We start from the raw sequence: 20914 nt of genomic DNA, 5'->3' as shown, positions 1-20914 counted from the left end.
GCCGTTCCGCGCCATCCCAGGAGGCGCGGAGGTGGAACCTTGCCACACTCCATCCGGCGAATGTGCGGCAGCCGATCAATCCCGTGTGATGGCGCGCACGCCCGGGAGCCGCGCCGGATGCTGCGCGGCAGCCGTCAGTGACGGTCGTTGTTCTTCTGCGTGCGGTCGAACAGGTTGGGAAGCTTGAAGCCCTTATCCTCCTCGCGCTCGGCCACGACGCCATAGGGCGCGTTTGGCGCGGGCGTCTGGTAGCCGGGCGGCGGCTCGGTCAGCGCCTGGCGCTCGGGCTCGCCGTCGAAGGGAATCGGCTTCTCTTCCGTCTTGTTCATCCAGCCCGTGAAGCCGAGATTCTTGGGCTGGATCCAGCCCTCCTTCTCGCGCAGGCTGGTGGGCTGCGGCGCGCTGGTGTTCAGCCCGGCGCCGGAGCGCCGGCCGGTGGCAACCTCGCGCGGGGTCAGGGCGCGGGTGTCGTCGCGATCGTTGACGAAGCTCGGCAACTTGGCGGCGGCGGCGGCCTTCTTGCGCTCTTCCTGATCGACATCCTTGGGCCAGGCCGGATTTTCGGCCAGCGCCGACTGGTCGCGCGGCGGCGGCAGGATATCGCCGCTCGGCGGCACCACCAGCGGGGCGCGCTCGCGATAATCGATCGCGGGAGGCGCCGGGGGAACGAGGCCGAGTGTGGTGAACAACTGCTCGGTGAAGCTGGTATCTTCCTGCGCCTGTGCCGGTGCACCGCCGGCAAGAAGAGCCATTGCGAAGCCGGTGGCCGCCGCCAAAGCCAGCGCCGGGCGGCGGCTGGCAAGGCGCGTGGTGTCCAGTCGTGTGATCATCCGGTCATCTCCTGCCGACCCGGCACGGAAGGGCAAAGCCGCTCCCGCGACGATCCGCTCAAGGTGCGGAAAGCTCGGTTCTCATTTCAGGACGGCTATTTTACGGCATCGCCCTTAAGCGAGTCATACAAAAGCAGGGCGACACCGGCAACTATGGCGACATCCGACAGGTTGAAGACGTACCAGTAGAAGCCGAAAGCGTGCAGCGACACGAAGTCGAACACCGCGCCATAGGCCACGCGGTCAATGGCATTGCCAAGCGCGCCGCCGATCAGCAGGCCGAGCGCCGCCGCCTCCAGCCGCCGCTCCACGCGGGCAAGCCAGAAGGTGAAGAAGACCGCCGCCGCGATCTTCAGCCCGCCAAGCAGCCACCATCCATTCGCGCCCTGTGAGAACAGCCCGTAGCTGATGCCGGTGTTCCAGGCGCGCACGATGTCGAGGAACGGCAGGACGCGGACCATGCCCTCATCGCCAAAATCCACCCGATTCAGCACCAGGAGCTTCGACGCCTGATCGATGACCAGCGCCGCCAGCGCATAGACGCCGCCATAGAGCGAGAGGGGGCCGGCCAGACGCAGTTTCATCGATGTCCCTTGCCGGCCCCGTTCGCGGGAAGCCTCACTCGGCCGCGCGGCGCGCGACCGCCAGTTCGCGCAGCGCCTGCGCGTCGCGAGGCGTCACGTCCGGGTAGTCGGGATCGGTGCCGACCAGCGGAGAGATCTTCCACGAGCGGGCGCATTTGTGACCCTGCGCGCGGTTCGGCACCACGCTGACGCCCGGCACCTCTTCTAGCCGGAACGCCTCGGCCGGACCTTCATCGGGCATCAGATGCGCGTCGGAGGTGATGCAGACCTCCGCGAGGTCAACCGCGCTCACCGCGGCGAACAGCTTCGGGTCGGAGACATGGATCACCGGCGCCGCCTCCAGGCTGGAGCCGATGCGCTTGGCGGCGCGCTCCACTTCCAGCGCGCCGAGGACCACGCGGCGGACCAGCCGGATCTTGCGCCACTCATCCGCCAGCACCTCGTTGCGCCACTTGGCCGGGGTATCCGGGAAGGTCTCCAGATGCACCGAGCTGGTGTCGGACGGGAAGCGGGCCAGGAAGGTCTCTTCCGCGGTGAAAGGCAGGATCGGGGCGAGCCAGACCACAAGGCGGTTGAACACCTCGTCGAGCACGGTCAGGCAGGCGCGGCGCGTCACCGACGAAATCGGGTCGCAATAGAGCGCGTCCTTGCGCACGTCGAAATAGAAGGCGGACAACTCGGTGGTCATGAAGGACGACAGCGCGGCGTGCACCCGCTTGAAGTCGAAGCTCGCATAGGCCTCGCGCACCACGGCGTCGAGTTCGACGAGACGATGCAGCACCATGCGCTCCAGCGCCGGCATGTCGGAGAAAGCCACGCGCTCGCTCTCGCGGTAATGATGCAGCGAGCCGAGCAGCCAGCGCAGCGTGTTCCGCAGCTTGCGATAGGTCTCGACCGTGGTCTTGAGGATTTCCGGGCCGATGCGCAGATCGTCGGAATAATCGGAGGCGCAGACCCAGAGGCGCAGTATGTCGGCGCCGGAGGACTTGATGACCTCCTGCGGGGCGACGACGTTGCCGAGCGACTTCGACATCTTGCGCCCGTCCTCGTCGAGCACGAAGCCGTGGGTGAGCACCACGTCATAGGGTGGGCGCCCGCGCGTGCCGCAGCTCTCCAGCAGCGAGGAATGGAACCAGCCGCGATGCTGGTCCGAGCCTTCGAGATACATCACCCGGTCCGGCCCGCCATTAAAGGCGCGGTCGACCTTGAGGTCGTCGCGCACTTCCAGCGTGAAGGCGTGGGTGGAGCCGGAATCGAACCAGACATCGAGAATGTCGTCGATCTTGGACCACTCGTCCGGGCTGTAATCATTGCCGAGGAAGCGGGCGGCGGCGCCCTCCTCATACCAGGCGTCGGCGCCCTCGGCCGCGAAGGCGCTCGCGATGCGCGCGTTCACCTTGTCGTCCTTCAGGATTTCGACCGTGCCGTCGCCCTTGTCCTTGACGAACACCGCGATCGGCACGCCCCAGGCGCGCTGGCGCGAGACCACCCAGTCCGGGCGGTTCTCGATCATGCCATTGATGCGGTTGCGCCCGCTGGCCGGCACCCAGTCCACGCCGGCGATGCCCGAAAGCGCCCGCGCCCGCAGCGTGTCACCGCTGGTCTTCGAGCCGTCGGACGCCGCGATGTCCTTGTCCATCGCGATGAACCATTGCGGCGTGTTGCGGAAGATGATCGGGGCCTTGGAGCGCCATGAATGCGGGTATTGGTGCTTCAGCCGGCCGCGCGCGATGATCTTGCCGGCCGCGGCCAGCGCCTTGATCACCGCGTCGTTGGCGTCGCCGTCCTTGCCCTTGTCATCCATCACGCGATGGCCGGCGAAAAGCGGGACGTGATCGTAATAGCGCCCGTCCGGCCCAACCGTGTGCGGCACCTCGCCGAGCTTTTCGGCGATGTAGAGGTTGAAGTCGTCCGCGCCATGGCCGGGAGCCAGGTGGACGAAGCCGGTGCCGGTGTCGTCGGTGACAAAATCGCCCGCCACAACCGGCACGGCGAAGTCGAAATAATGACCGGCACCCTCGACGCCCTTGAGCGGATGGGCGCAGACCAGATGGGTGGGGTCCACCTCGCGGTGGCGCTCATAGCCCGTCACGCGGGCGGCCTTGAACACCTCGGGCGCCAGCTTGTCGGCGAGGATGAAGTGCTCGCCGACCTTGGCCCAGTTGTCGGCCGCGGCCTCGGTCACCTCGTAGACGGCATAGGTGACATCCTTCGAGAAGGCGATGGCGCGGTTGCCGGGGATGGTCCAGGGCGTGGTGGTCCAGATCACCACATTCGCCCCCTCATAGGAGGGGAAGAGGTGGATGTCGGCGGCATTGTCGGCCGGTTCCAGCCCCTTGGGCAGGCCACCGGCGGTGGCGGCACTTTTGCGGTATCCCGTGACCGGGAACTTGACGAAGATCGTGGTGGACTGGTGGTCGTGATACTCGACCTCGGCCTCGGCGAGCGCGGTCTTCTCCACCACCGACCACATCACCGGCTTCGAGCCGCGATAGAGCAGGCCGTTGGCGGCGAACTTCATGATCTCGCGCGCGATTTGCGCTTCGGCGTCGAAGCTCATGGTGACGTAAGGGTGCGCCCAGTCGCCTTCGACGCCGAGCCGCTTGAATTCCTCGCGCTGGATGTCGAGCCAGCCTTGCGCGAAGGCGCGGCATTCCTGGCGGAACTCGACGACCGGCACCTCGTCCTTGTTGCGGCCCTTGGCGCGGTATTGTTCCTCGATCTTCCACTCGATCGGCAGGCCGTGGCAGTCCCAGCCGGGCACATAGTTGGAATCGTGGCCCAGCGCTCCCTGCGAGCGCACCACCACGTCCTTCAGGATCTTGTTGAGCGCATGGCCGATATGGATGTTGCCATTGGCATAGGGCGGGCCGTCATGCAGCACGAAACGCGGGCGGCCTTCGCCGGCCTTGCGCTGGCGGCCATAAAGGTCGATCGCCTTCCAGCGCGCCAGCATTTCCGGCTCGCGCTGGGGCAGGCCCGCGCGCATCGGGAAATCGGTCTGCGGCAGGAACAGGGTCGACGAATAGTCGCGCGCGGCCTCCGTCTCGGCCCCCTGTGCGGCCTTGCCCGTGGTCCCGCTGGTCTCGCGACCGTCGCTGTTGCGGCTCGTCATGACGCGCTCCTCGTTCTCGCCGCACGGTTTAAGCGCAGCGACGGGGCGGTGCAAGGGCGTGGAAGCCTGCCGGACGCCTTCAAACGCTACGACCCGAGCGCGGCCCGCGCCTTGGCGCTGTCGATGTCCATCTGCGCGATCAGCGCCTCGATGCTGTCGAACTTCAGCTCGGGGCGCAGATAGGCGTGGAAGGCGACGCGCAGCCGCCGGCCGTAAAGATCGCCGGTGAAGTCGAACACGAAGCTCTCCAGCCGGGGCGCGCCGTCGTCGAAGGTCGGGCGCCGGCCGAAGCTGGCGACGCCGGGGCGACGCGCGCCGTCAATCTCCAGCGTCACGGCGTAGATGCCGTGGGCGAGCTGGATCGAGGGGTCGAGCCGCATATTGGCGGTGGGATAGCCGAACTCGCGCCCGCGCTTGTCGCCATGGATCACCTCGGCCTCGATCTCCCATGGCGCACCGAGCATGTCGGCGGCCTGCTCGACACGGCCCTGCGCCAGCGCGGCGCGGATCGCGGAAGAGGAAATCTGCGCGCCCTCGTCCAGCAGCGGCGGCACGATCTCGACCCGGAAGCCGTGCCGCGCCCCGGCCTCGCGCAGAAAGGCGGGCGAACCCGAGCGGCCCTTGCCGAAATGGAAGTCGAACCCGGCCACCACCATGGCGACGCCGAGCTGGCCGACCAGAATGTCGGCGACGAAGCTCTCGGCATCGCGGGCGGCCAGCGCCGCATCGAAGCCGAGCACCACCGCGCCGTCGAGCCCGGTCTCGGCGAGGCGGGCGAGCTTCATCGGCTCGGGGGTGAGGCGGAACATCGGCTCGTCCGGGCGGAAGAAGGCGCGCGGGTGCGGCTCGAAGGTCAGCGCCAGCGCCGGCTTGCCGAAGGAGCGGGCCTGTTCGATCGCGGTGCCGATCACCGCGCGGTGGCCGCGATGCACGCCGTCGAAATTGCCGATCGCCACCACCGGCCCGTGGAGCGCTGCCGGCAGCGTGTCGCCGCCGCGCAGTACCATGAAAGGCTTCAGGGAAACGGTGGGGTGGGTCATGTCGCTACGCTCGGCACCCGTCCGTGCGGGCCGGTGGGCATGGAAGGCGACAGGGTGGCGTGCCGTCAAGGCCGGAACCGACGCCGCCCCCGCTGTTCATCACGCGCCCCAGGCCAGCCGGGTGGTGACGGCGGCGGGCCGGCCGGGGCCGTCTTCCAGCAGGCGCGCCAACGCGTGCGGATCGAGTGTGCCAGTGTCTTCCAGCCCAAGCTCGCCGGCATGGATGCCGGCGGCGACGAACAGGCAGTCAATGCCCGCGCCCAGCGCGCCAGCGAGATCGGTGCGCAGCGCGTCGCCGATGGCGAGGAATCTTTCGCGCGGTGTGTCGCTGCCCCTGAGCGCGCGGGCGGTGTCGAAGGCGGTCTGGTAGATCGGCCGGTGCGGCTTGCCACAATAGACCGCGGAACCGCCGAGCGCTTCATACGCTTCCGCGATGGCCCCGGCGCACCAGATCAGTTCGCCGCCGCGCTCCACCACGATGTCCGGGTTGGCGCAGATGAAGGGAAGGTCGCGCGCCTTCGCCGCCTTCAGCGTGTCGTGATAATCCTCCGGTGTCTCCACCGTGTCGTCGAACAGGCCGGTGCAGACGATCAGCTCGGCGCTTTTCAGATCGGTGAGCACGAGGTCGAGCCCGACATAGATGCCGAGGTCGCGATCGGGGCCGAGATGCCACATCCGCACGCCCGGCCGCTCCGCCAGCAGCGCTGTCGTGACCATGCCGGAGGTCACGATGGCGTCATAGGCGCTGCGCGGAATTCCGAAGCCGTCCAGGATCTTCGCCACGCCATCGGGCGGACGCGGGGCGTTGGAGACCAGGATGACCGTGGCGCCGGCCGCGCGGGCGCGTTCCAAGGCATTGGCGGCGTCCGGGCGGCCCTGCGCCCCGTTGTGGAGCACGCCCCACACGTCGCACAGCAGCACGTCATAGCGCGGCGCGAGTTCCGAGAAGGGAAGGCAGGGCGGCAGAGCGGGAGCGGCTTCAGCTTTCATGGAACGGCCAAGTGCCATGCCTCCGCCTGCCGCACAAGAGCCGCGGATGCAGGGCGCGCATGCAGGAGCGGCGTGCGGTTCGGACAGGGGGCGGTTGTCGTGTCGGCCTGTCGCACCATTTTAGCAGGAGGCTGTCATTCTCGGTCAAAACCCAAAGGGAGACACATCATGTCCGGCACTGTTCTGTTCACGGGAACCGCCACCGCCATTGGCGGCCGCAACGGCCATTCGCAGACCAGCGACGGCTCGGTTTCCGTCGATCTCGCCATGCCGAATAATGGCGTGCTCGATTCCGGCAAGACCACGCCCGAGCATTTGTTCGCGACCGGCTATGCGGCCTGTTTCGGTTCGGCGGTCGAGGCGGTCGGCCGGCAGAAGAAGCTGGATGTGACGGGCGCCGCCGTGACGGTCGCGGCCTCTCTGGTAAAGGGCGATGACGGCTTCAGCCTCGCCGTGAAGCTCACACTCAAGGCGCCCGCGCTCTCCAAGGACGAGGCGCAGGAAGTGATCGAGGCCGCGCACCAGATGTGCCCCTATTCCAAGGCGACGCGCGGGAACATTCCGGTCGAGCTCGCGGTGGCGTAAGGCACCGAACCCCATCCTCTCCCCCCGCGGGGAGAGGATGGGGCTGCTCGATTTGCGCGCTCGGTTAGCCGGCTTGTCGCCGGTACCCTCAATGTGCCTCGTCCCAGTTCTGCGCGGCGCGGGCATCGACCTTCAGCGGCACGGCGAGCGCGACGGCCGGCAGCGCCGCCTGTTCCATCACCTCGCGCACCACGGGCAGCGTCGCCTCGATCTCCTCGTCCGGCACCTCGAAGATCAGTTCGTCATGCACCTGCAGCAGCATGCGGGCGGAAAGGCGCGCGGTTTCCAGCGCGGCGTCCATGCGCGCCATGGCGCGGCGGATGATGTCGGCGGCGGAGCCCTGAAGCCGGGCATTGATCGCCGCGCGCTCGTTGAAGGCGCGGATCGAGGGGTTCTTGGCGTTGATGTCCGGGTAGTGGCAGCGCCGGCCGAACAGCGTCTCCACATAACCGTGCTCGCGGGCGAAGGCGCGGGTCTCGTCCATATAGGCGCGGATGCCGGGGAAGCGCTCGAAATAGCGTTTGATATAGGCCCCCGCCTCCTCCCGCGGGATCGAGAGCTGGTTGGCCAGCCCGAAGGCCGAAATGCCGTAGATGATGCCGAAATTGATCGCCTTCGCACGCCGGCGCACCTCGCCCGGCATGCCCTCGATCGGCACGCCGAACATCTCCGACGCGGTCATGGCATGGATGTCCAGCCCGTCCTGGAACGCCTGACGCAAGGACGGGGTGTCGGCGATCTCGGCAAGCAGGCGCAGTTCGATCTGCGAATAGTCCGCCGAGACCAGCTTGTGGCCGCGCTCGGCGATAAAGGCCTTGCGGATCTTGCGGCCTTCCTCGGTGCGCACCGGGATGTTCTGCAGGTTAGGCTCGGAGGAGGAGAGCCGGCCCGTCGTGGTGGCGGCGAGGGCGAAGGAGGTGTGCACGCGCCCGGTGTCGCGGTTCACATAGGTCGGCAGCGCGTCGGCATAGGTTGATTTGAGCTTCTGCAACTGGCGCCAGTCGAGGATGCGGCGCGGCAGTTCGTGGCCCGCCTCCGCCAGCTCTTCCAGCACGTCGGCGCCGGTGGACCATGCCCCGGTCGGGGTCTTGCGGCCGCCGGGAATCTGCATCTTGCCGAACAGGATGTCGCCGAGCTGCTTGGGCGAGCCGGGGTTGAAGCTCTCGCCCGCCATTTGCGAGATATCCGCCTCCAGCCGCGCCATGCCCTGGGCGAATTCGCCCGAGAGCCGCGACAGCATCTGCCGGTCGATGAGGATGCCGCGCCGCTCCATGTTGCCGAGCACCGCGACCAGCGGGCGCTCCAGCGTCTCATAGACCGCGACCTTGCCTTCCGATGCCAGCCGGGGCTTGAGCACGCGCCACAGCCGCAGCGTGACGTCGGCATCCTCGGCGGCGTACTCGACCGCCTTCTCGATGGTCACGCGGTCGAAGGTGACGGCGTTCTTGCCCTTGCCGGCGACCTCTTCATATTTGATCGGCGTGTGGCCGAGCCAGCGGATCGAGAGCGGGTCCATGCCATGGGGCGAGGCGCCGGCATCGAGCACGTAGGAGATCAGCATCGTGTCGTCATAGGGGCCGACCTCGATGCCGTAGCGCGCGAAGATCAGCCAGTCATATTTCATGTTCTGGCCGATCTTGAGCACGCCGGGATGCTCCAGCAGCGGCTTCAGCGCGGTGATCGCGTCTTCGAGCGCAATCTGGCCCGGCAGCAGGCCTTCGCTGAACAGCCCCTCATCGCCGCCCTTGTGGGTGAGCGGGATGTAGCAGGCTTCGTTGGGTGCGGTGGCCAGCGAGATGCCGACCAGATCGGCCGCCATGGCGTCGAGCCCGGTGGTTTCGGTATCGACCGCGACCACACCGAGGTCGGCGGCGCGTGCGATCCATTCCTTCAGCCGGGCGAGGGTGGTGACGGTCTCGTAGCGCGCGCGGTCGACCGGGGTCGCGGTGCCCTCGGCCACGCGGGCGGCGGAGAGCGCTTGCGGGGTGAGGGCATTGCCCGCCGCGCCGACCGGCGATTTCGGCGCGCCGTCGGCGGTTTTGGTGCCATCCGCCGGGTCGGCGAGGCTGGCGAGGGCGTCGCTCTCCGCCCCCCCCGCCTTCAGCGCCGGGTCCGGCTCGACGGCGGCGGCCTCGATCTCATAGGCTTCCGCGACGCGGCGGGTGAGGGTGGTGAACTCCATCGCCTTGAGGAAGGCGATCAGCCGCTTGCCCTCGGGCTCCACCACCGCGATGTCGTCGAGCGGCACGTCGAGCGGCACGTCGCGCTTCAGCGTCACCAATTCGCGCGACAACCGGGCCTGGTCGGCGAACTCGATCAGGTTCTCGCGGCGCTTGGTCTGCTTGATCTCGCCGGCGCGGGCCAACAGGGTGTCGAGGTCGCCATATTCGGCGAGAAGCTGCGCGGCGGTCTTGATGCCGATGCCCGGCACGCCCGGCACGTTGTCCACCGAATCGCCGGCCAGCGACTGCACGTCGACCACCTTTTCCGGCGCGACGCCGAATTTCTCGAATACCTCCTCCGTGCCGATGGCCTTGTCCTTCATCGGGTCGTACATGCGCACCAGACGGTCGACGAGCTGCATCAGGTCCTTGTCGGAGGAGATGACGGTGACCTGCGCCCCGCGCGCCTTGGCCTGTTCGGCATAGGTCGCGATCAGGTCGTCGGCCTCGAAGCCGGCCTGCTCGACGCAGGCGAGGTCGAATGCGCGGGTGGCCTCGCGGATCAGCGGGAATTGCGGGCGCAAATCCTCCGGCAGCTCCGGGCGCTGCGCCTTGTAGAGCGGGTAGATGTCCTTGCGGAAGGTCTGTTCGCTCTTGTCGAACACCACGGCGAGATGGGTGGGCCTGGGCGAGAACCCGCCGCCATTCTGTCCGGCCCGCACCAGCTTCCACAGCATGTTGCAGAACCCCGCCACCGCGCCGACCGGGAGCTTGTCCGAGGAGCGGGTGAGCGGGGGCAGGGCATGATAGGCGCGGAAGATATAGGCCGAGCCGTCGATGAGGACGACATGGTCGCCGGCATCGACCGGCTCTTCCCTGGAGGTCTCGGACATGGGGGGCTCCGTTTCGGGCCGGCACGATGCCCCAAGCGGGAGAGGGGGGCAACCATTGCCCGCGCGCGGCGGCGGGCTTAGAGAACCCGCGAGGATGAAACCATGCCCCGCTACAAGCTGACCATCGAATATGACGGCACGCCCTTCGCCGGCTGGCAGATCCAGGACGGCCAGCCGAGTGTGCAAGGCGTGCTGGCCGACGCCGTGCGGCGCTTTTCCGGCGAGGATGCGCCGGTCCATGGCGCGGGGCGCACCGATTCGGGGGTGCACGCCACCGGGCAGGTCGGCCATGTCGAACTGGCGAAGGAGTGGCGCGCCGACACGGTGCGCGACGCCATGAACGCGCATCTGCGCCCGCACCCGGTCGCGGTGCTGACGGCCGAGCGGGTGGCGGATGATTTCCACGCCCGGTTCTCGGCGACGGGGCGGCGCTATGTCTACCGGCTGATCGTGCGCCGCGCCGACCTCGCGCTGGAGCGCGACCGGGCGTGGCGCATCCGCCGGCCGCTCGATGTCGCGGCGATGGCGCTGGGCGCGGCGCGGCTGGTCGGGCGGCACGACTTCACCACCTTCCGCGCCATTGGCTGCCAGTCCGCCTCGCCGGTGAAGACGCTGGACCGGCTGGAGGTGGAGACGCTGGACGGCGAAATCCGCGTCCACGCGGCGGCGCGCTCCTTCCTCCACCACCAGGTGCGCTCCATGGTCGGCACGCTGGTGAAGGTCGGCGAGGGCGCGTGGACGCCGGACGATGTGAGCGCCGCGCTGGAAGCGAAGGACCGCACACGCTGCGGCCCGATGGCCCCCTCCGCCGGGCTGTATCTGGCGGAAGTGACGTACTAGCCCAGCCGCTCCCTAGCCCAGCCGCTCCAGCAGGGTCGGGGTGCGGGTGGGGCGGGTCGGCTCCAGCGCTTCCATGAAGCGCACGGGGGCGCCGCCGGAGGGGCCGGTCAGCTCGCCTTCCCACATCACCTTGTTGCCGCGAATGAGCGTCCCCACCGGCCAGCCGGTGACCTCGACGCCGTCATAGGGCGTCCAGCCGGGCTTGGAGGCGATCCATTCGTTGCGGATGGTCTGCCGGCGCTTGAGGTCGACAATGGTGAAATCGGCATCGTAGCCGACCGCGATCCGGCCCTTGGTCGCGATGTTGAAGATGCGCGCCGGGCCGGCGCTGGAGAGGTCGACGAAGCGGGCGAGCGAGAGCCGGCCGGCATTCACATGGTCCAGCATCATCGGCACCAGCGTCTGCACGCCGGTCATGCCCGAGGGGCTGTTCGGATAGGGCTTGGCCTTTTCCTCCAGCGTGTGGGGCGCGTGGTCGGAGCCGAGCACGTCGACCACGCCTTCCGACAGGCCTCGCCAGATGGCGGCGCGGTGATGGGCGGCCCGCACCGGCGGGTTCATCTGCACCATCGAGCCAAGGCGGCCATACCAGCTGTCGTCCATGGTCAGGTGATGGGGCGTCACCTCGACGGTGGCGACATCCTTGGCGCCGCGCAGGAACTCCATCTCCTCCTGTGAGGTGATGTGCAGGACGTGGATGCGCTTGCCGACCTCGCGCGCCAGGTTGACGAGGCGGGTGGTGGCGGTGAGCGCGGCGATCTCGTCGCGCCACACCGGGTGCGAGGAGGGATCGCCGGCCACGCGCAGGTGCTTGCGCTCTTCGAGGCGCGGCTCGTCCTCGCAATGGAACGAGGCCCGGCGGCGGATGACTTTCAGGATGGCGCGCACGCCCGGATCGTCGGCCACCAGCAGCGAGCCGGTGGAGGAGCCGATGAACACCTTAATGCCGGCCGCGCCGGGCAGCATCTCCAGCTCCGGCAGGTCCTTCACATTGTCATGGGTGCCGCCGACGAAGAAGGCGAAGTCGCAATGCATGCGGCCGTGCGCGCGGGCGAGCTTGTCTTCCAGCGCGCTCGCCGAGATGGTGAGCGGGTTGGTGTTCGGCATTTCGAACACGGCGGTGACGCCGCCCATCACCGCGGCGCGGGAGCCTGATTCGAGGTCTTCCTTGTGATCCAGTCCCGGCTCGCGGAAATGGACCTGGGTATCGATCACGCCGGGCAATATGTGCAGGCCGGTGCAGTCGATGGTCTCGCCGGCCTGGTCGGGATGGAACGAGCCGATGCCGGCGATGCGGCCGGCCTTCACGCCGATATCGCGCACCCCCTCGCCATCCTGGTTGACCACGGTGCCGCCCTTGAGGAGGAGGTCGAAGGTCTCAGGCATGGTGCGCTCCTGCGTTGGCAACGTGACGCTCGCGCTTCTAGAACATGTCGGGCCGGGGCGCACCGCTTTTTGCGAGCCGCGAACGGCCTGCCCCCGTGTCAGGCCGCGCTGAACTCGACCAGAACGGCCGTGCCGTTGCGATTTTCGAAGCGGACCGCGCCGTCGAGCTGCCCGGCCAATCCCTGGATGATGCGCAGGCCGAGGCTCGGGCTGCGTTCCAGATCGAAATCATCCGGCAGTCCCGGGCCGTCATCCACGATGACGAGTTCGAGGCGGCCGGAGGAGAGGCGGCTCAGCGTGACGTCGAGCGCGCCGACGCCATGCGGCCCGAACGCATGTTTCAGGCTGTTGGTGACGATCTCCGCCACCAGCAGCGACAGGGTGGTGAGGCGCGCGACGCCCAGCGTGACGTCCGGGGCCGAGACGTGGCACACCACGGCGCGTGCGCCGGCGGCTTCCAGCAGGTCGCGGCACAGCTCACGCAGATAGGGCTCCATCGGCAGGGCCAGCCGGTCGGGATCATGAAGCCGGCGATGCAGGCGGGCGATGGTCTCCAGCCGCCGGCGGGCCTCGTCCAGCGTGGTGAGCGCGCGCTCCGGCGCCTGCGCGGCCTCGCGCCGGTGCAGGATCAGCAGCGCCGCGACGAACTGCATGTTGTTGGCGACGCGGTGCTGCAGCTCCTGGAACATGGTGCGCTGTTCCTCATAGAGCTTGGCGGTCACCGCCTTCTCCTGCCGCAGCCGCTCGGCGGCGGCGAAGCTGACATGGACCAGCGCGATGTCGATCGCCGCGATGCACGCGAAGAAGCCGAGGGCCAGCGCCGCCTGCCCGGTGAGCACCATGCCGGTCGCCGGACCGATGAAGAAGTACCACGCCGCCAATGCGGAGAGGACGGCGCACACGATGCCGGGCCGCAGCCCGAACATGACGGTCGACAGGATGACGGCCGGGAAGAAGGTGAGGAACGGAAAGCCCGCCGGCAGCACGTCGTCCACCAGCGCGCGAAGGGCTAGCGCGAGGGCGAACAGCCCGATCCCGCAGACATCGCCGAGCAGGCGGTTGCGGCGCAGCGGCTCGACCGCGTCCATCAGGCGCCAGAAGACGGGAGGCTGGAAGGAGTCGGCAGGTGGTTTCGTCATCGACGCGCCCCAACCCGCGCCCAACCTAGCGCCCAGCCCCGCGTACGGGCCGGGGCCGCGACCGGGCCTGAGCCGTTGCCGATCATGTCTGTGCTTGCCGATATGAAAGAGGTCGCTGCCATGGGTATGCTTGTAGAGCCAACGCACCGGAAGTTTTGGCCACTAGTGAACATATCCCGATCCGCCGCGTTAAGTCTCCATAGCAGAGTACATGGTGACAGGTATCATTTGGGGGAGCGGGGATGGATCAGGTGGTGCAGGCCAATGCTGCGGTCTCGTCCGGCGGCAATAATCTGCTGGGCGCGCTGCGCGCGGCGGACTTCGCCCTGCTGAAATCCAGTCTGCGGCGCCTGGACCGCCCGGCCGGGGCCGTGCTGTACGAGCCCGGCGACGACGTGCGCACGGTGTATTTTCCCTGCGCGCAGACCGTGGTGTCATTCATGGTGATGCTGGAGGATGGCCGGCTGGTGGAGATCGGGCTGGTCGGCCGCGAGGGCGCGGTGGGGGGCATCGTGTCCCAGGGGCGCCTGCCGGCCTATGCCCGCGCCGTGGTGCAGATCGGCGGGCCGATGCTGCGGCTGGACAGCGCCGAACTGGAACGCGCGAAGGACCAATCCGCCGCGCTGCGTCATCTGTTCGCACGATATGCCGACTGCCTGCTGGCGCAGATCTTCCAGTCGGTCGCCTGCAACGCGGCTCACAGCATCGAGCAGCGCACCGCCAAATGGCTTCTCGCCGCGCTCGACCGCACGGGCGACGAGGAGGTGACGCTGACCCAGGAGCAGCTCGCCTCGATGCTCGCGGTGGGCCGCTCCTATATCGGGCGGGTGATCCGCGAGCTGCGCAGCAGCGGCGCGATCGACACGCGCCGGGCCCGGCTGCGCATCCGCGACCCGCAGATGCTGGAGGCGATGAGCTGCCAGTGCCACGCGGTGGTGCGCCAGCACTTCGAGACCGTGCTGGAAGGGGTCTATCCCACCGGCAACGACGTGGCGGGCCACGGCATGATCATCACCAACGGTCCGTCCTTCCGGCCCTGAGCCGGCGCGCACCGGCAAGCCGCGTTGCACCCATCTCGCACCCTTGCTCCTGCCGGCCTCAGTGCTTACCTCTGCCCTCACCCCGCCGCTTCGGGCGGGCGAGGACGCATGCTCCATGCCGATCGCGCTTCTTGAGGGCCGTGCGGTGGCGCGGGTCGCCGGACCCGAGGCCGCGCATTTCCTCGACAATCTGCTCACCGCCCGCGCGCCCGCGCCGGGCGCGGCGCGCTATGCCGCGCTGCTGGCGCCGCAGGGCAAGATTCTCGCCGACATGTTCGTGCTCGCCGTGCCCGAGGACGGATTCCGGCTCGATGTGCCGGCGCCGCTGCTCGCCGAACTCCTGAAGAAGCTGAAGCTCTATCGCCTGCGCGCCAGGGTCGAGATCGAGGCTGTGGACGGTCTCGTCGCCGGCGTCGCCTGGGATGGGGCGGCGGTGCCCGAGGGCGCGCCGGCCTTCGAGGACCCGCGGCTGCCCGCGCTCGGCCGGCGCTTCCTGATCGAGGCCGGCGCGGCGGGCGGGCTTGCCACCGTGCCCGAGGCCGACTGGCAGGCGCACCGCATCGCACTCGGCGTGCCGGAGGGCGGGCGCGATTTCGCTTATGGCGACGCCTTCCCGCACGAGGCGGACATGGACCAGCTCCACGGCATCGATTTCGACAAGGGGTGCTATGTCGGGCAGGAAATCGTCAGCCGCATGCAGCATCGCGGCACCGCGCGCACGCGGGTGATCCCCTTCGCGGTGAACGGGCCGGTCCCGGCGCCGGGCACGCCGGTGGTCGCGGGGGCAAAGACGCTGGGGCAGGTCGGCTCCGGGGCCGATGGGCGCGTGCTGGCGACGGTGCGGCTTGACCGTCTCGCGGAAGCGCGCGAGGCCGGGCTCGGCATCGAGGCCGCCGGCGCCGCGCTGGTTCCCGAGCCGCTCGCCTGGGCGAGTTTCCCCATTCCCGGTACGGAGCGCTGACGTGAAGGCCCATCTCCATCCCGACGGCGTGACGCGCTGCGCCTGGTGCGGCAGCGATCCGCTCTATGTCGCCTATCACGACACCGAATGGGGCGTGCCGGAATATGACGACCGCGCGCTGTTCGAGAAGCTGATCCTCGACGGCTTCCAGGCCGGGCTCGCCTGGATCACCATTCTGCGCAAGCGCGACGGTTTTCGCGCCGCCTTCGACGGGTTCCAGCCGGAGATCATCGCCCGCTACTCGCCGGAAAAGATCGAGGCGCTGATGCAGGACCCCGGCATCGTGCGCAACCGCTCCAAGATCGTCTCCACGGTGCGCTCGGCGCAGGTCTTCCTCGACATCATGGAGAAGGGCCCGGGCTTCGCCGCCCTGCTCTGGGACATGAACGGCCCGCCGCGCGACGGCGCGCTGAAGGAGGGCGACACGCCGGTGGTCTCGACCCCGACCGCGCTCGCCATGTCGAAGGAGCTGAAGAAGCGCGGCTTCAACTTTGTCGGGCCGACCATCGTCTATGCCTTCATGCAGGCGGTCGGCATGGTCGACGACCATCTCGCCACCTGCCACCGCCACGGCGCCCATGCGGGGGAGGACGTCCCGTGGAAGCGCGCGTGACGCGGGCGCCGGCGGCCCCGCGCGCCGCTTCCGCGCGGGTGTGGCAGCGCATGCTGTCGGGGCGGCGGCTCGATTTGATCGACCCCTCGCCGCTCGACATCGAGATCGAGGACATCGCCCATGGCCTCGCCCGCGTCGCGCGCTGGAACGGGCAGACCGGTGGCCCGCACGCCTTCTCGGTCGCGCAGCATTCCGTGCTGGTGGAACTGATCGCGCAACGGCAGGCGCGGGCGCGGGGCGCAGAGCTTGACCGGCGCTGGCGGCTCGCCACGCTGCTGCATGACGCGCCGGAATATGTGGTGGGCGACATGATCTCGCCGTTCAAGGCGGTGTTGGGCGGCGACTACAAGGCGGTGGAGGCACGGCTGCTGGTGGCGGTGAGCCTGCGTTTCGGCCTGCCGGCGACCTGGCCGGCGCCGCTGGTCCGCCTGGTCAAGGCCGCCGACCGCGCCAGCGCCTTTCTGGAGGCGACGCGGCTGGCCGGTTTCGAGGTCGGCGAGGCCCGGCGCTTCTTCGGTCAGCCCTTCCCGCTTGATCCCGCCACCGAGCGCGACCTGCTCGCGCCCTGGAGCGCGGAGGAAGCCAAGACACGATTTCTCGAACGCTTTGCCGCGATTGCCGGCGAGGAAACCGCCGGACCCCAGCCATGATTCATATCTGCCCGCTCTCCCGCCTTTCGGAAACCGTGACCCGCACCGGGGCGCGCCATGTGCTGAGCGTGATCAACATCGCGACGCCGGTGACGCTGCCGGCGGAATTTCCGCGCGAGAACCATCTGTTCGTGGGCTTCAACGACATCGTGGCGCCGCAGGACGGGCTGGTGCACCCCTCGGCCGAGCATGTCGAGGCGATCCTCGGCTTTGCCCGCCGCTGGGACCGCGCGGCGCCGCTGGTGGTGCACTGCTATGCCGGAATCAGCCGCTCCACCGCCTCGGCCTATGTCGCCGCCTGCGCGCTCGCCCCGCAACGCGACGAACGGGAGCTTGCGCTCGCCCTGCGCGCGGCCTCGCCTATCGCCACGCCCAACGCGCTGCTGGTGTCGCTGGCCGACGCCGCGCTCGGGCGCAACGGGCGGATGGTCGAGGCGATCGCCGCCATCGGGCGCGGGGCGGAGGCGATGGAGAACGAGCCGTTCGAGATCCGGCTCGATTGAGGGCTCAGCTCACCGCAGCGGCGGCGGCCGGCAGCACCACGACCTTGGTGCCGACCGGCACGCGGTTGTAGAGGTCGATGATGTCCTGGTTCAGGAAGCGCACGCAGCCGGAGGACACCATGGTGCCAATGGTCTGCGGCTCGGTGGTGCCGTGCAGGCGGTACAGCGTGTCCTTGCCGCCCGAATAGAGATAGAGCGCGCGGGGGCCGAGCGGATTGGTCGGGCCGCCCGCCAGGCCGCCGGCATAGGGGCCGTAGCGGTCCGGCTCGCGGCGGATCATGTCGAGCGTCGGCGTCCAGCGCGGCCAGGCCGCCTTGCGCGCGATCGTCGCGTCACCGCGGAAATTGAAGCCTTCCTCGCGGCCGACACCGACGCCGTAGCGGAGCGCGCGGCCACCCTCCAGCACCAGATAGGCGTGACGCTCATTGGGGTCGACCACGATGGTGCCGGGCTGCTCGCGGGTGGGATAGGCGACCTCCTGCCTCAGGAAGCGCGGGTCCATCTCCGAGACGTCGATCGCCGGCACCGGGAACGGCTCGGTGTCGATCGCGGCATACATCGAGGCGAACTGGGCATTGACCGGCGCAATGGCCTGCGGCTGGGGGCCACGCCGCGCGGTGCAGCCGGCGAGCGCGGCGGAGGCGGCGAGCAGGAACAGGCGACGGTCGAGCGGCATGAGGCATCCTGGCATTCGGTTTACGACGAGAGTCATGACCGGGAGGTTGGTCATGAGCCGTGTCCTAAACGCGGCATGCCATGATTCGCGTCTACAAGTTATGAACGCGGATTCATCATAAACGCGCGATTAAGGGGCGCGGACGGTATCTGAAAACGCTTTTCGGCCAAAAGGATGGCGGGACAGGCCGCGCCGGGCGCCGCAGGGGTGGCGCGCGATGCATGAACATTGCTGATGGCCGTCCGCTAAATTATTCATTTTCCAGCCCCGTCCCGGAGCCGCTATCTAAAAGGGCCGGGCGCCCTGTTCCGCGCCGCCTCCCGATCCGCGCCGGAGTCCCGCATGACCGCCGCCTCGCCGCCCCGCGCCAGCCTCGCCACCCGCGCCCCGCTCTTCGTGCTGCTCTGCGGCTGCATGATTGCCATGCTGACCTTCGGCCCGCGCGCCTCCTCCGGCATCTTCATGCTGCCGATGACCGGTGAATATGGCTGGGGCCGCGACACGTTCGGCCTCGCCATCGCGATCCAGAACCTGCTCTGGGGCCTCGGCACGCCGTTCGCCGGGGCGGTGGCGGACCGGTTCGGCGTGGTGCGCGTCCTGTGCGTCGGCGCGCTGATCTATGCGCTCGGGCTGGGGCTGATGGCCTATGCCTCGACGCCCGGCCTGCTGCATCTGTCGGCCGGCGTGCTGGTCGGCTTCGGCCTGTCCGGCTGCTCGTTCAACATCGTGCTGGCGGCGTTCGGCAAGATGCTGCCGGAGCGGATGCGGCCGATCGCCTTCGGCGCGGGGACGGCGGCGGGTTCGTTCGGCCAGTTCCTGTTTCCGCCGCTGGCGACCGGGCTGATCTCCAGCGTCGGCTGGCAGGAGACGCTGACCATCTTCGGCCTCGCCATGCTGCTGGTGATGCCGTTCGCCCTCGCTCTCGCCAGTCCGGCGCCGGCCCCGGCCAGGCTGGACGAGCCCCGGCAGTCGATCGGCGAGGCGCTGGGGCAGGCGTTCCGCCACCCGAGCTATGTCTATCTCGTGCTCGGCTTCTTCACCTGTGGCTTCCAGCTCGCCTTCGTCACCACCCATCTGCCGGCCTATCTCATCGATCGCGGGCTCTCGATCCAGGTCGGCGGCTGGACGCTGGCGGTGATCGGCCTCGCCAATATGGTGGGCTCGCTGTCCTCGGGCTGGCTGTCGAGCCGGATGTCGCGGCGCTGGCTGCTGGCGATCATCTATTTCGCGCGCGGGCTCGCCATCGCCGCCTTCGTGCTGCTGCCGGCATCCCCGGTGACCTCGATCGGCTTCGGCATCGTGCTCGGCCTGCTGTGGCTGTCGACCGTGCCGCCGACCTCGGGGCTGGTGATGCTGATGTTTGGCACGCGCTACCTCGCCATGCTCTACGGCTTCGCCTTCTTCAGCCATCAGGTCGGGGGCTTTCTCGGCGTGTGGCTCGGCGGCGTGCTCTATGAGCGGCTCGGCTCCTATGACTTCGTGTGGTGGCTGGCGGTGGCGCTGAGCTTCGCCTCGGCGATCATCAACCTGCCGATCGTCGAGCGCCCGGTCGCGGCCCGTCCGCAGACGGCGTGAGCGGCCCGGACCGGCGCGCCCTGTTTGCCGGTCCTTAACCAGATCCGTTCATCATGGCGGTGCTGTGGTGCAGGGGGGCGTTGCGCATGCGCCACAGTGCGGGCCGCGCGCGCTTCTCCCGCGCCCGGCCGGGGTTGCTTTGCCTTGACAAGGCAGGGCTTTCGCAGCGCATCGTGAAGGCTCACCAGCATCGATGGACCTGCGCATGCGTTCCGTGTCTCTTGCCCTGTCGGGCCTGTTCCTCGCGATCGCCCCCGCCGTGCCGGCGATGGCGGAGCCGCTCGATGCGCAGACGGCGCAGCGTTTCGTGATCGGCCGCACCTTCTCCTATAGCTGCTACGAGGGCACGGTCGGTTCCGGGCGCATTCTCAAGGACGGGTCGGTCGCCGGCACCATCCAGATGCGCGGCAAGGGCAAGGCCCGCTATGTGACGCTGCCGGCCGGCACGCTGGTGGTGAAGGGCGAGGCGGTGTGCGCCAAGCTGAAGGGCATGATGTTCCAGCCCTGCTTCGACCTGGAGAAGACCAGCGAGCAGAGCTTCCGCGGCAATCTCGCCGGTGCCGACCGGCTGTGGTGCGAGTTCCAGCGCGGCGGCAGCGGGCGAACCAAGCTCGCCGCGCAGAGCCGCCGTCCGGGCGCCGGCACCGAGCGCGTGGCGACCACGCAGGGCGACGACCAACACTGAACATACGACGGAACGGGCGGATGCCGGCAGTCGGTGGCGCGGGAGCAGCGCGATGCCGTCGGTACGCATTTGACGCGATAATTGCAAAAACGCAATAATGATCGTTCGATATCGTCTATCGCATTGCGAAATGGGCGGGGCTATCAAAGGGCATCTTCACTGACCGCTCCCGACGGGGCGATCGCCCTCAAAATCCTCGCAACGGATGACGACGATGATCGACACTCACTCTGCCCCTTACGGGGTGTTCGTGCTTCGCCTGGCGCTGGGCGCCATGTGGATTTCCCATGCGCTGCTGAAGTACATCATGTTCACGATTCCCGGCTTTGCCGGCTATCTTTCCAGCCTCGGCCTGCCCGCCGCGCTGGCCGGCCCGGTGATCTATGCCGAGCTGATCGGCGGCGTCCTCATCGTCGCCGGCATCTATGCGCGCCATGTCGCGCTGCTGATGATCCCGGTGATGGTCGGCGCCATGAGCGCGCATCTCGGCAATGGCTGGCTGTTCTCGGCGGCTGGCGGCGGCTGGGAATATCCCGGCTTCCTGATCGCCGCCTCCTTCGCGCTCTGGCTGCTGGGCGACGGCGCGTTCGCCCTGCGCTCGCGCCCGCTGTTTTTCGTCGGCCGCCCTGCGGCGGCGTGACACGAGA

Annotated in this window: 19 protein-coding genes; 10 read left to right on the top strand and 9 right to left on the bottom strand. The window is 68.7% G+C overall.

The genetic code is table 11. From position 1 onward, the window contains the following. Positions 1-134 precede the first annotated feature (134 nt). The 5 genes from MKI84_RS11555 to MKI84_RS11535 form a co-directional block, all read right to left on the bottom strand. Positions 135-830 carry a hypothetical protein gene (locus tag MKI84_RS11555; protein ID WP_241619599.1) on the bottom strand — a complete coding sequence of 232 codons (696 nt, stop codon included), beginning with the start codon at positions 828-830 and terminating at the stop codon, positions 135-137. Between the two features lie 95 nt (positions 831-925). Next, entirely contained in the window at positions 926-1414 is a 489-nt protein-coding gene (lspA, locus tag MKI84_RS11550; protein WP_241619598.1) for a signal peptidase II, read from the bottom strand. Between the two features lie 34 nt (positions 1415-1448). Then, a complete protein-coding gene (gene ileS, locus MKI84_RS11545; protein ID WP_241619597.1) occupies positions 1449-4529 on the bottom strand; it encodes an isoleucine--tRNA ligase in 3081 nt (1026 codons plus the stop codon). Between the two features lie 86 nt (positions 4530-4615). Then, entirely contained in the window at positions 4616-5569 is a 954-nt protein-coding gene (locus tag MKI84_RS11540) for a bifunctional riboflavin kinase/FAD synthetase (protein ID WP_241619596.1), read from the bottom strand. Between the two features lie 99 nt (positions 5570-5668). Further along, positions 5669-6577: a TIGR01459 family HAD-type hydrolase gene (locus tag MKI84_RS11535; protein WP_241619595.1), complete on the bottom strand. Its 909-nt coding sequence runs from the start codon at positions 6575-6577 to the stop codon at positions 5669-5671. A 150-nt stretch (positions 6578-6727) separates the two neighbouring features. Between MKI84_RS11535 and MKI84_RS11530 the strand changes: the two genes are divergently transcribed. Further along, complete coding sequence (locus MKI84_RS11530; RefSeq protein WP_241619593.1) at positions 6728-7144, top strand: Ohr family peroxiredoxin; 417 nt, start codon at positions 6728-6730, stop codon at positions 7142-7144. 88 nt (positions 7145-7232) lie between these two features. On the opposite strand, the gene polA is transcribed toward MKI84_RS11530, so the two are convergent. Then, positions 7233-10199 (bottom strand): DNA polymerase I, encoded by a 2967-nt coding sequence (polA, locus tag MKI84_RS11525; protein WP_241619592.1) that lies wholly within the window; start codon positions 10197-10199, stop codon positions 7233-7235. A gap of 102 nt (positions 10200-10301) precedes the next feature. Here polA and truA point away from each other — a divergent pair, with 102 nt between their 5' ends. Continuing rightward, positions 10302-11039: a tRNA pseudouridine(38-40) synthase TruA gene (truA, locus tag MKI84_RS11520; protein WP_241619591.1), complete on the top strand. Its 738-nt coding sequence runs from the start codon at positions 10302-10304 to the stop codon at positions 11037-11039. A gap of 12 nt (positions 11040-11051) precedes the next feature. Here truA and MKI84_RS11515 read toward each other — a convergent pair whose 3' ends face one another. Together MKI84_RS11515 and MKI84_RS11510 are read right to left on the bottom strand one after the other, a co-directional pair. Beyond that, positions 11052-12425: a dihydroorotase gene (locus MKI84_RS11515; RefSeq protein WP_241619590.1), complete on the bottom strand. Its 1374-nt coding sequence runs from the start codon at positions 12423-12425 to the stop codon at positions 11052-11054. Between the two features lie 98 nt (positions 12426-12523). Next, positions 12524-13564, bottom strand: coding sequence for a sensor histidine kinase (locus MKI84_RS11510; protein ID WP_342593630.1), 1041 nt, complete (start codon positions 13562-13564; stop codon positions 12524-12526). Between the two features lie 242 nt (positions 13565-13806). Here MKI84_RS11510 and MKI84_RS11505 point away from each other — a divergent pair, with 242 nt between their 5' ends. The 5 genes from MKI84_RS11505 to MKI84_RS11485 all read left to right on the top strand — a co-directional run bounded on the left by MKI84_RS11505 (position 13807) and on the right by MKI84_RS11485 (position 17331). Then, positions 13807-14604, top strand: a complete 798-nt coding sequence (locus MKI84_RS11505) for a Crp/Fnr family transcriptional regulator (protein ID WP_241619588.1) — start codon at positions 13807-13809, stop codon at positions 14602-14604. A gap of 115 nt (positions 14605-14719) precedes the next feature. Next, positions 14720-15565, top strand: a complete 846-nt coding sequence (ygfZ, locus tag MKI84_RS11500) for a CAF17-like 4Fe-4S cluster assembly/insertion protein YgfZ (RefSeq protein ID WP_241619587.1) — start codon at positions 14720-14722, stop codon at positions 15563-15565. Between the two features lies 1 nt (position 15566). Continuing rightward, the gene (locus tag MKI84_RS11495) at positions 15567-16178 is read left to right on the top strand and encodes a DNA-3-methyladenine glycosylase I (protein ID WP_241619586.1); all 612 of its coding nucleotides are present in this window, start codon (positions 15567-15569) and stop codon (positions 16176-16178) included. Then, complete coding sequence (locus tag MKI84_RS11490) at positions 16175-16828, top strand: YfbR-like 5'-deoxynucleotidase (RefSeq protein WP_425353833.1); 654 nt, start codon at positions 16175-16177, stop codon at positions 16826-16828. Before MKI84_RS11495 ends, MKI84_RS11490 begins: the two co-directional genes overlap by 4 nt. Next, positions 16825-17331: a tyrosine phosphatase family protein gene (locus tag MKI84_RS11485; protein ID WP_241619585.1), complete on the top strand. Its 507-nt coding sequence runs from the start codon at positions 16825-16827 to the stop codon at positions 17329-17331. The genes MKI84_RS11490 and MKI84_RS11485 overlap by 4 nt, the downstream gene beginning before the upstream one ends. A 4-nt stretch (positions 17332-17335) precedes the next feature. On the opposite strand, the gene MKI84_RS11480 is transcribed toward MKI84_RS11485, so the two are convergent. Continuing rightward, entirely contained in the window at positions 17336-18007 is a 672-nt protein-coding gene (locus tag MKI84_RS11480) for a L,D-transpeptidase (protein ID WP_241619584.1), read from the bottom strand. A 342-nt stretch (positions 18008-18349) separates the two neighbouring features. Between MKI84_RS11480 and MKI84_RS11475 the strand changes: the two genes are divergently transcribed. From MKI84_RS11475 to MKI84_RS11465, 3 genes are all read left to right on the top strand, one after another. Continuing rightward, the gene (locus tag MKI84_RS11475; protein ID WP_241619582.1) at positions 18350-19582 is read left to right on the top strand and encodes an MFS transporter; all 1233 of its coding nucleotides are present in this window, start codon (positions 18350-18352) and stop codon (positions 19580-19582) included. A 205-nt stretch (positions 19583-19787) separates the two neighbouring features. Beyond that, complete coding sequence (locus MKI84_RS11470) at positions 19788-20267, top strand: hypothetical protein (RefSeq protein ID WP_241619581.1); 480 nt, start codon at positions 19788-19790, stop codon at positions 20265-20267. 214 nt (positions 20268-20481) lie between these two features. Further along, a complete protein-coding gene (locus tag MKI84_RS11465; RefSeq protein ID WP_241619580.1) occupies positions 20482-20907 on the top strand; it encodes a DoxX family protein in 426 nt (141 codons plus the stop codon). Positions 20908-20914: the final 7 nt, after the last annotated feature.

This window comes from Ancylobacter gelatini (genome assembly GCF_022601675.1).
GTDB lineage: Bacteria > Pseudomonadota > Alphaproteobacteria > Rhizobiales > Xanthobacteraceae > Ancylobacter > Ancylobacter gelatini.
This window is presented reverse-complemented; position numbering and strand designations above follow the sequence as displayed.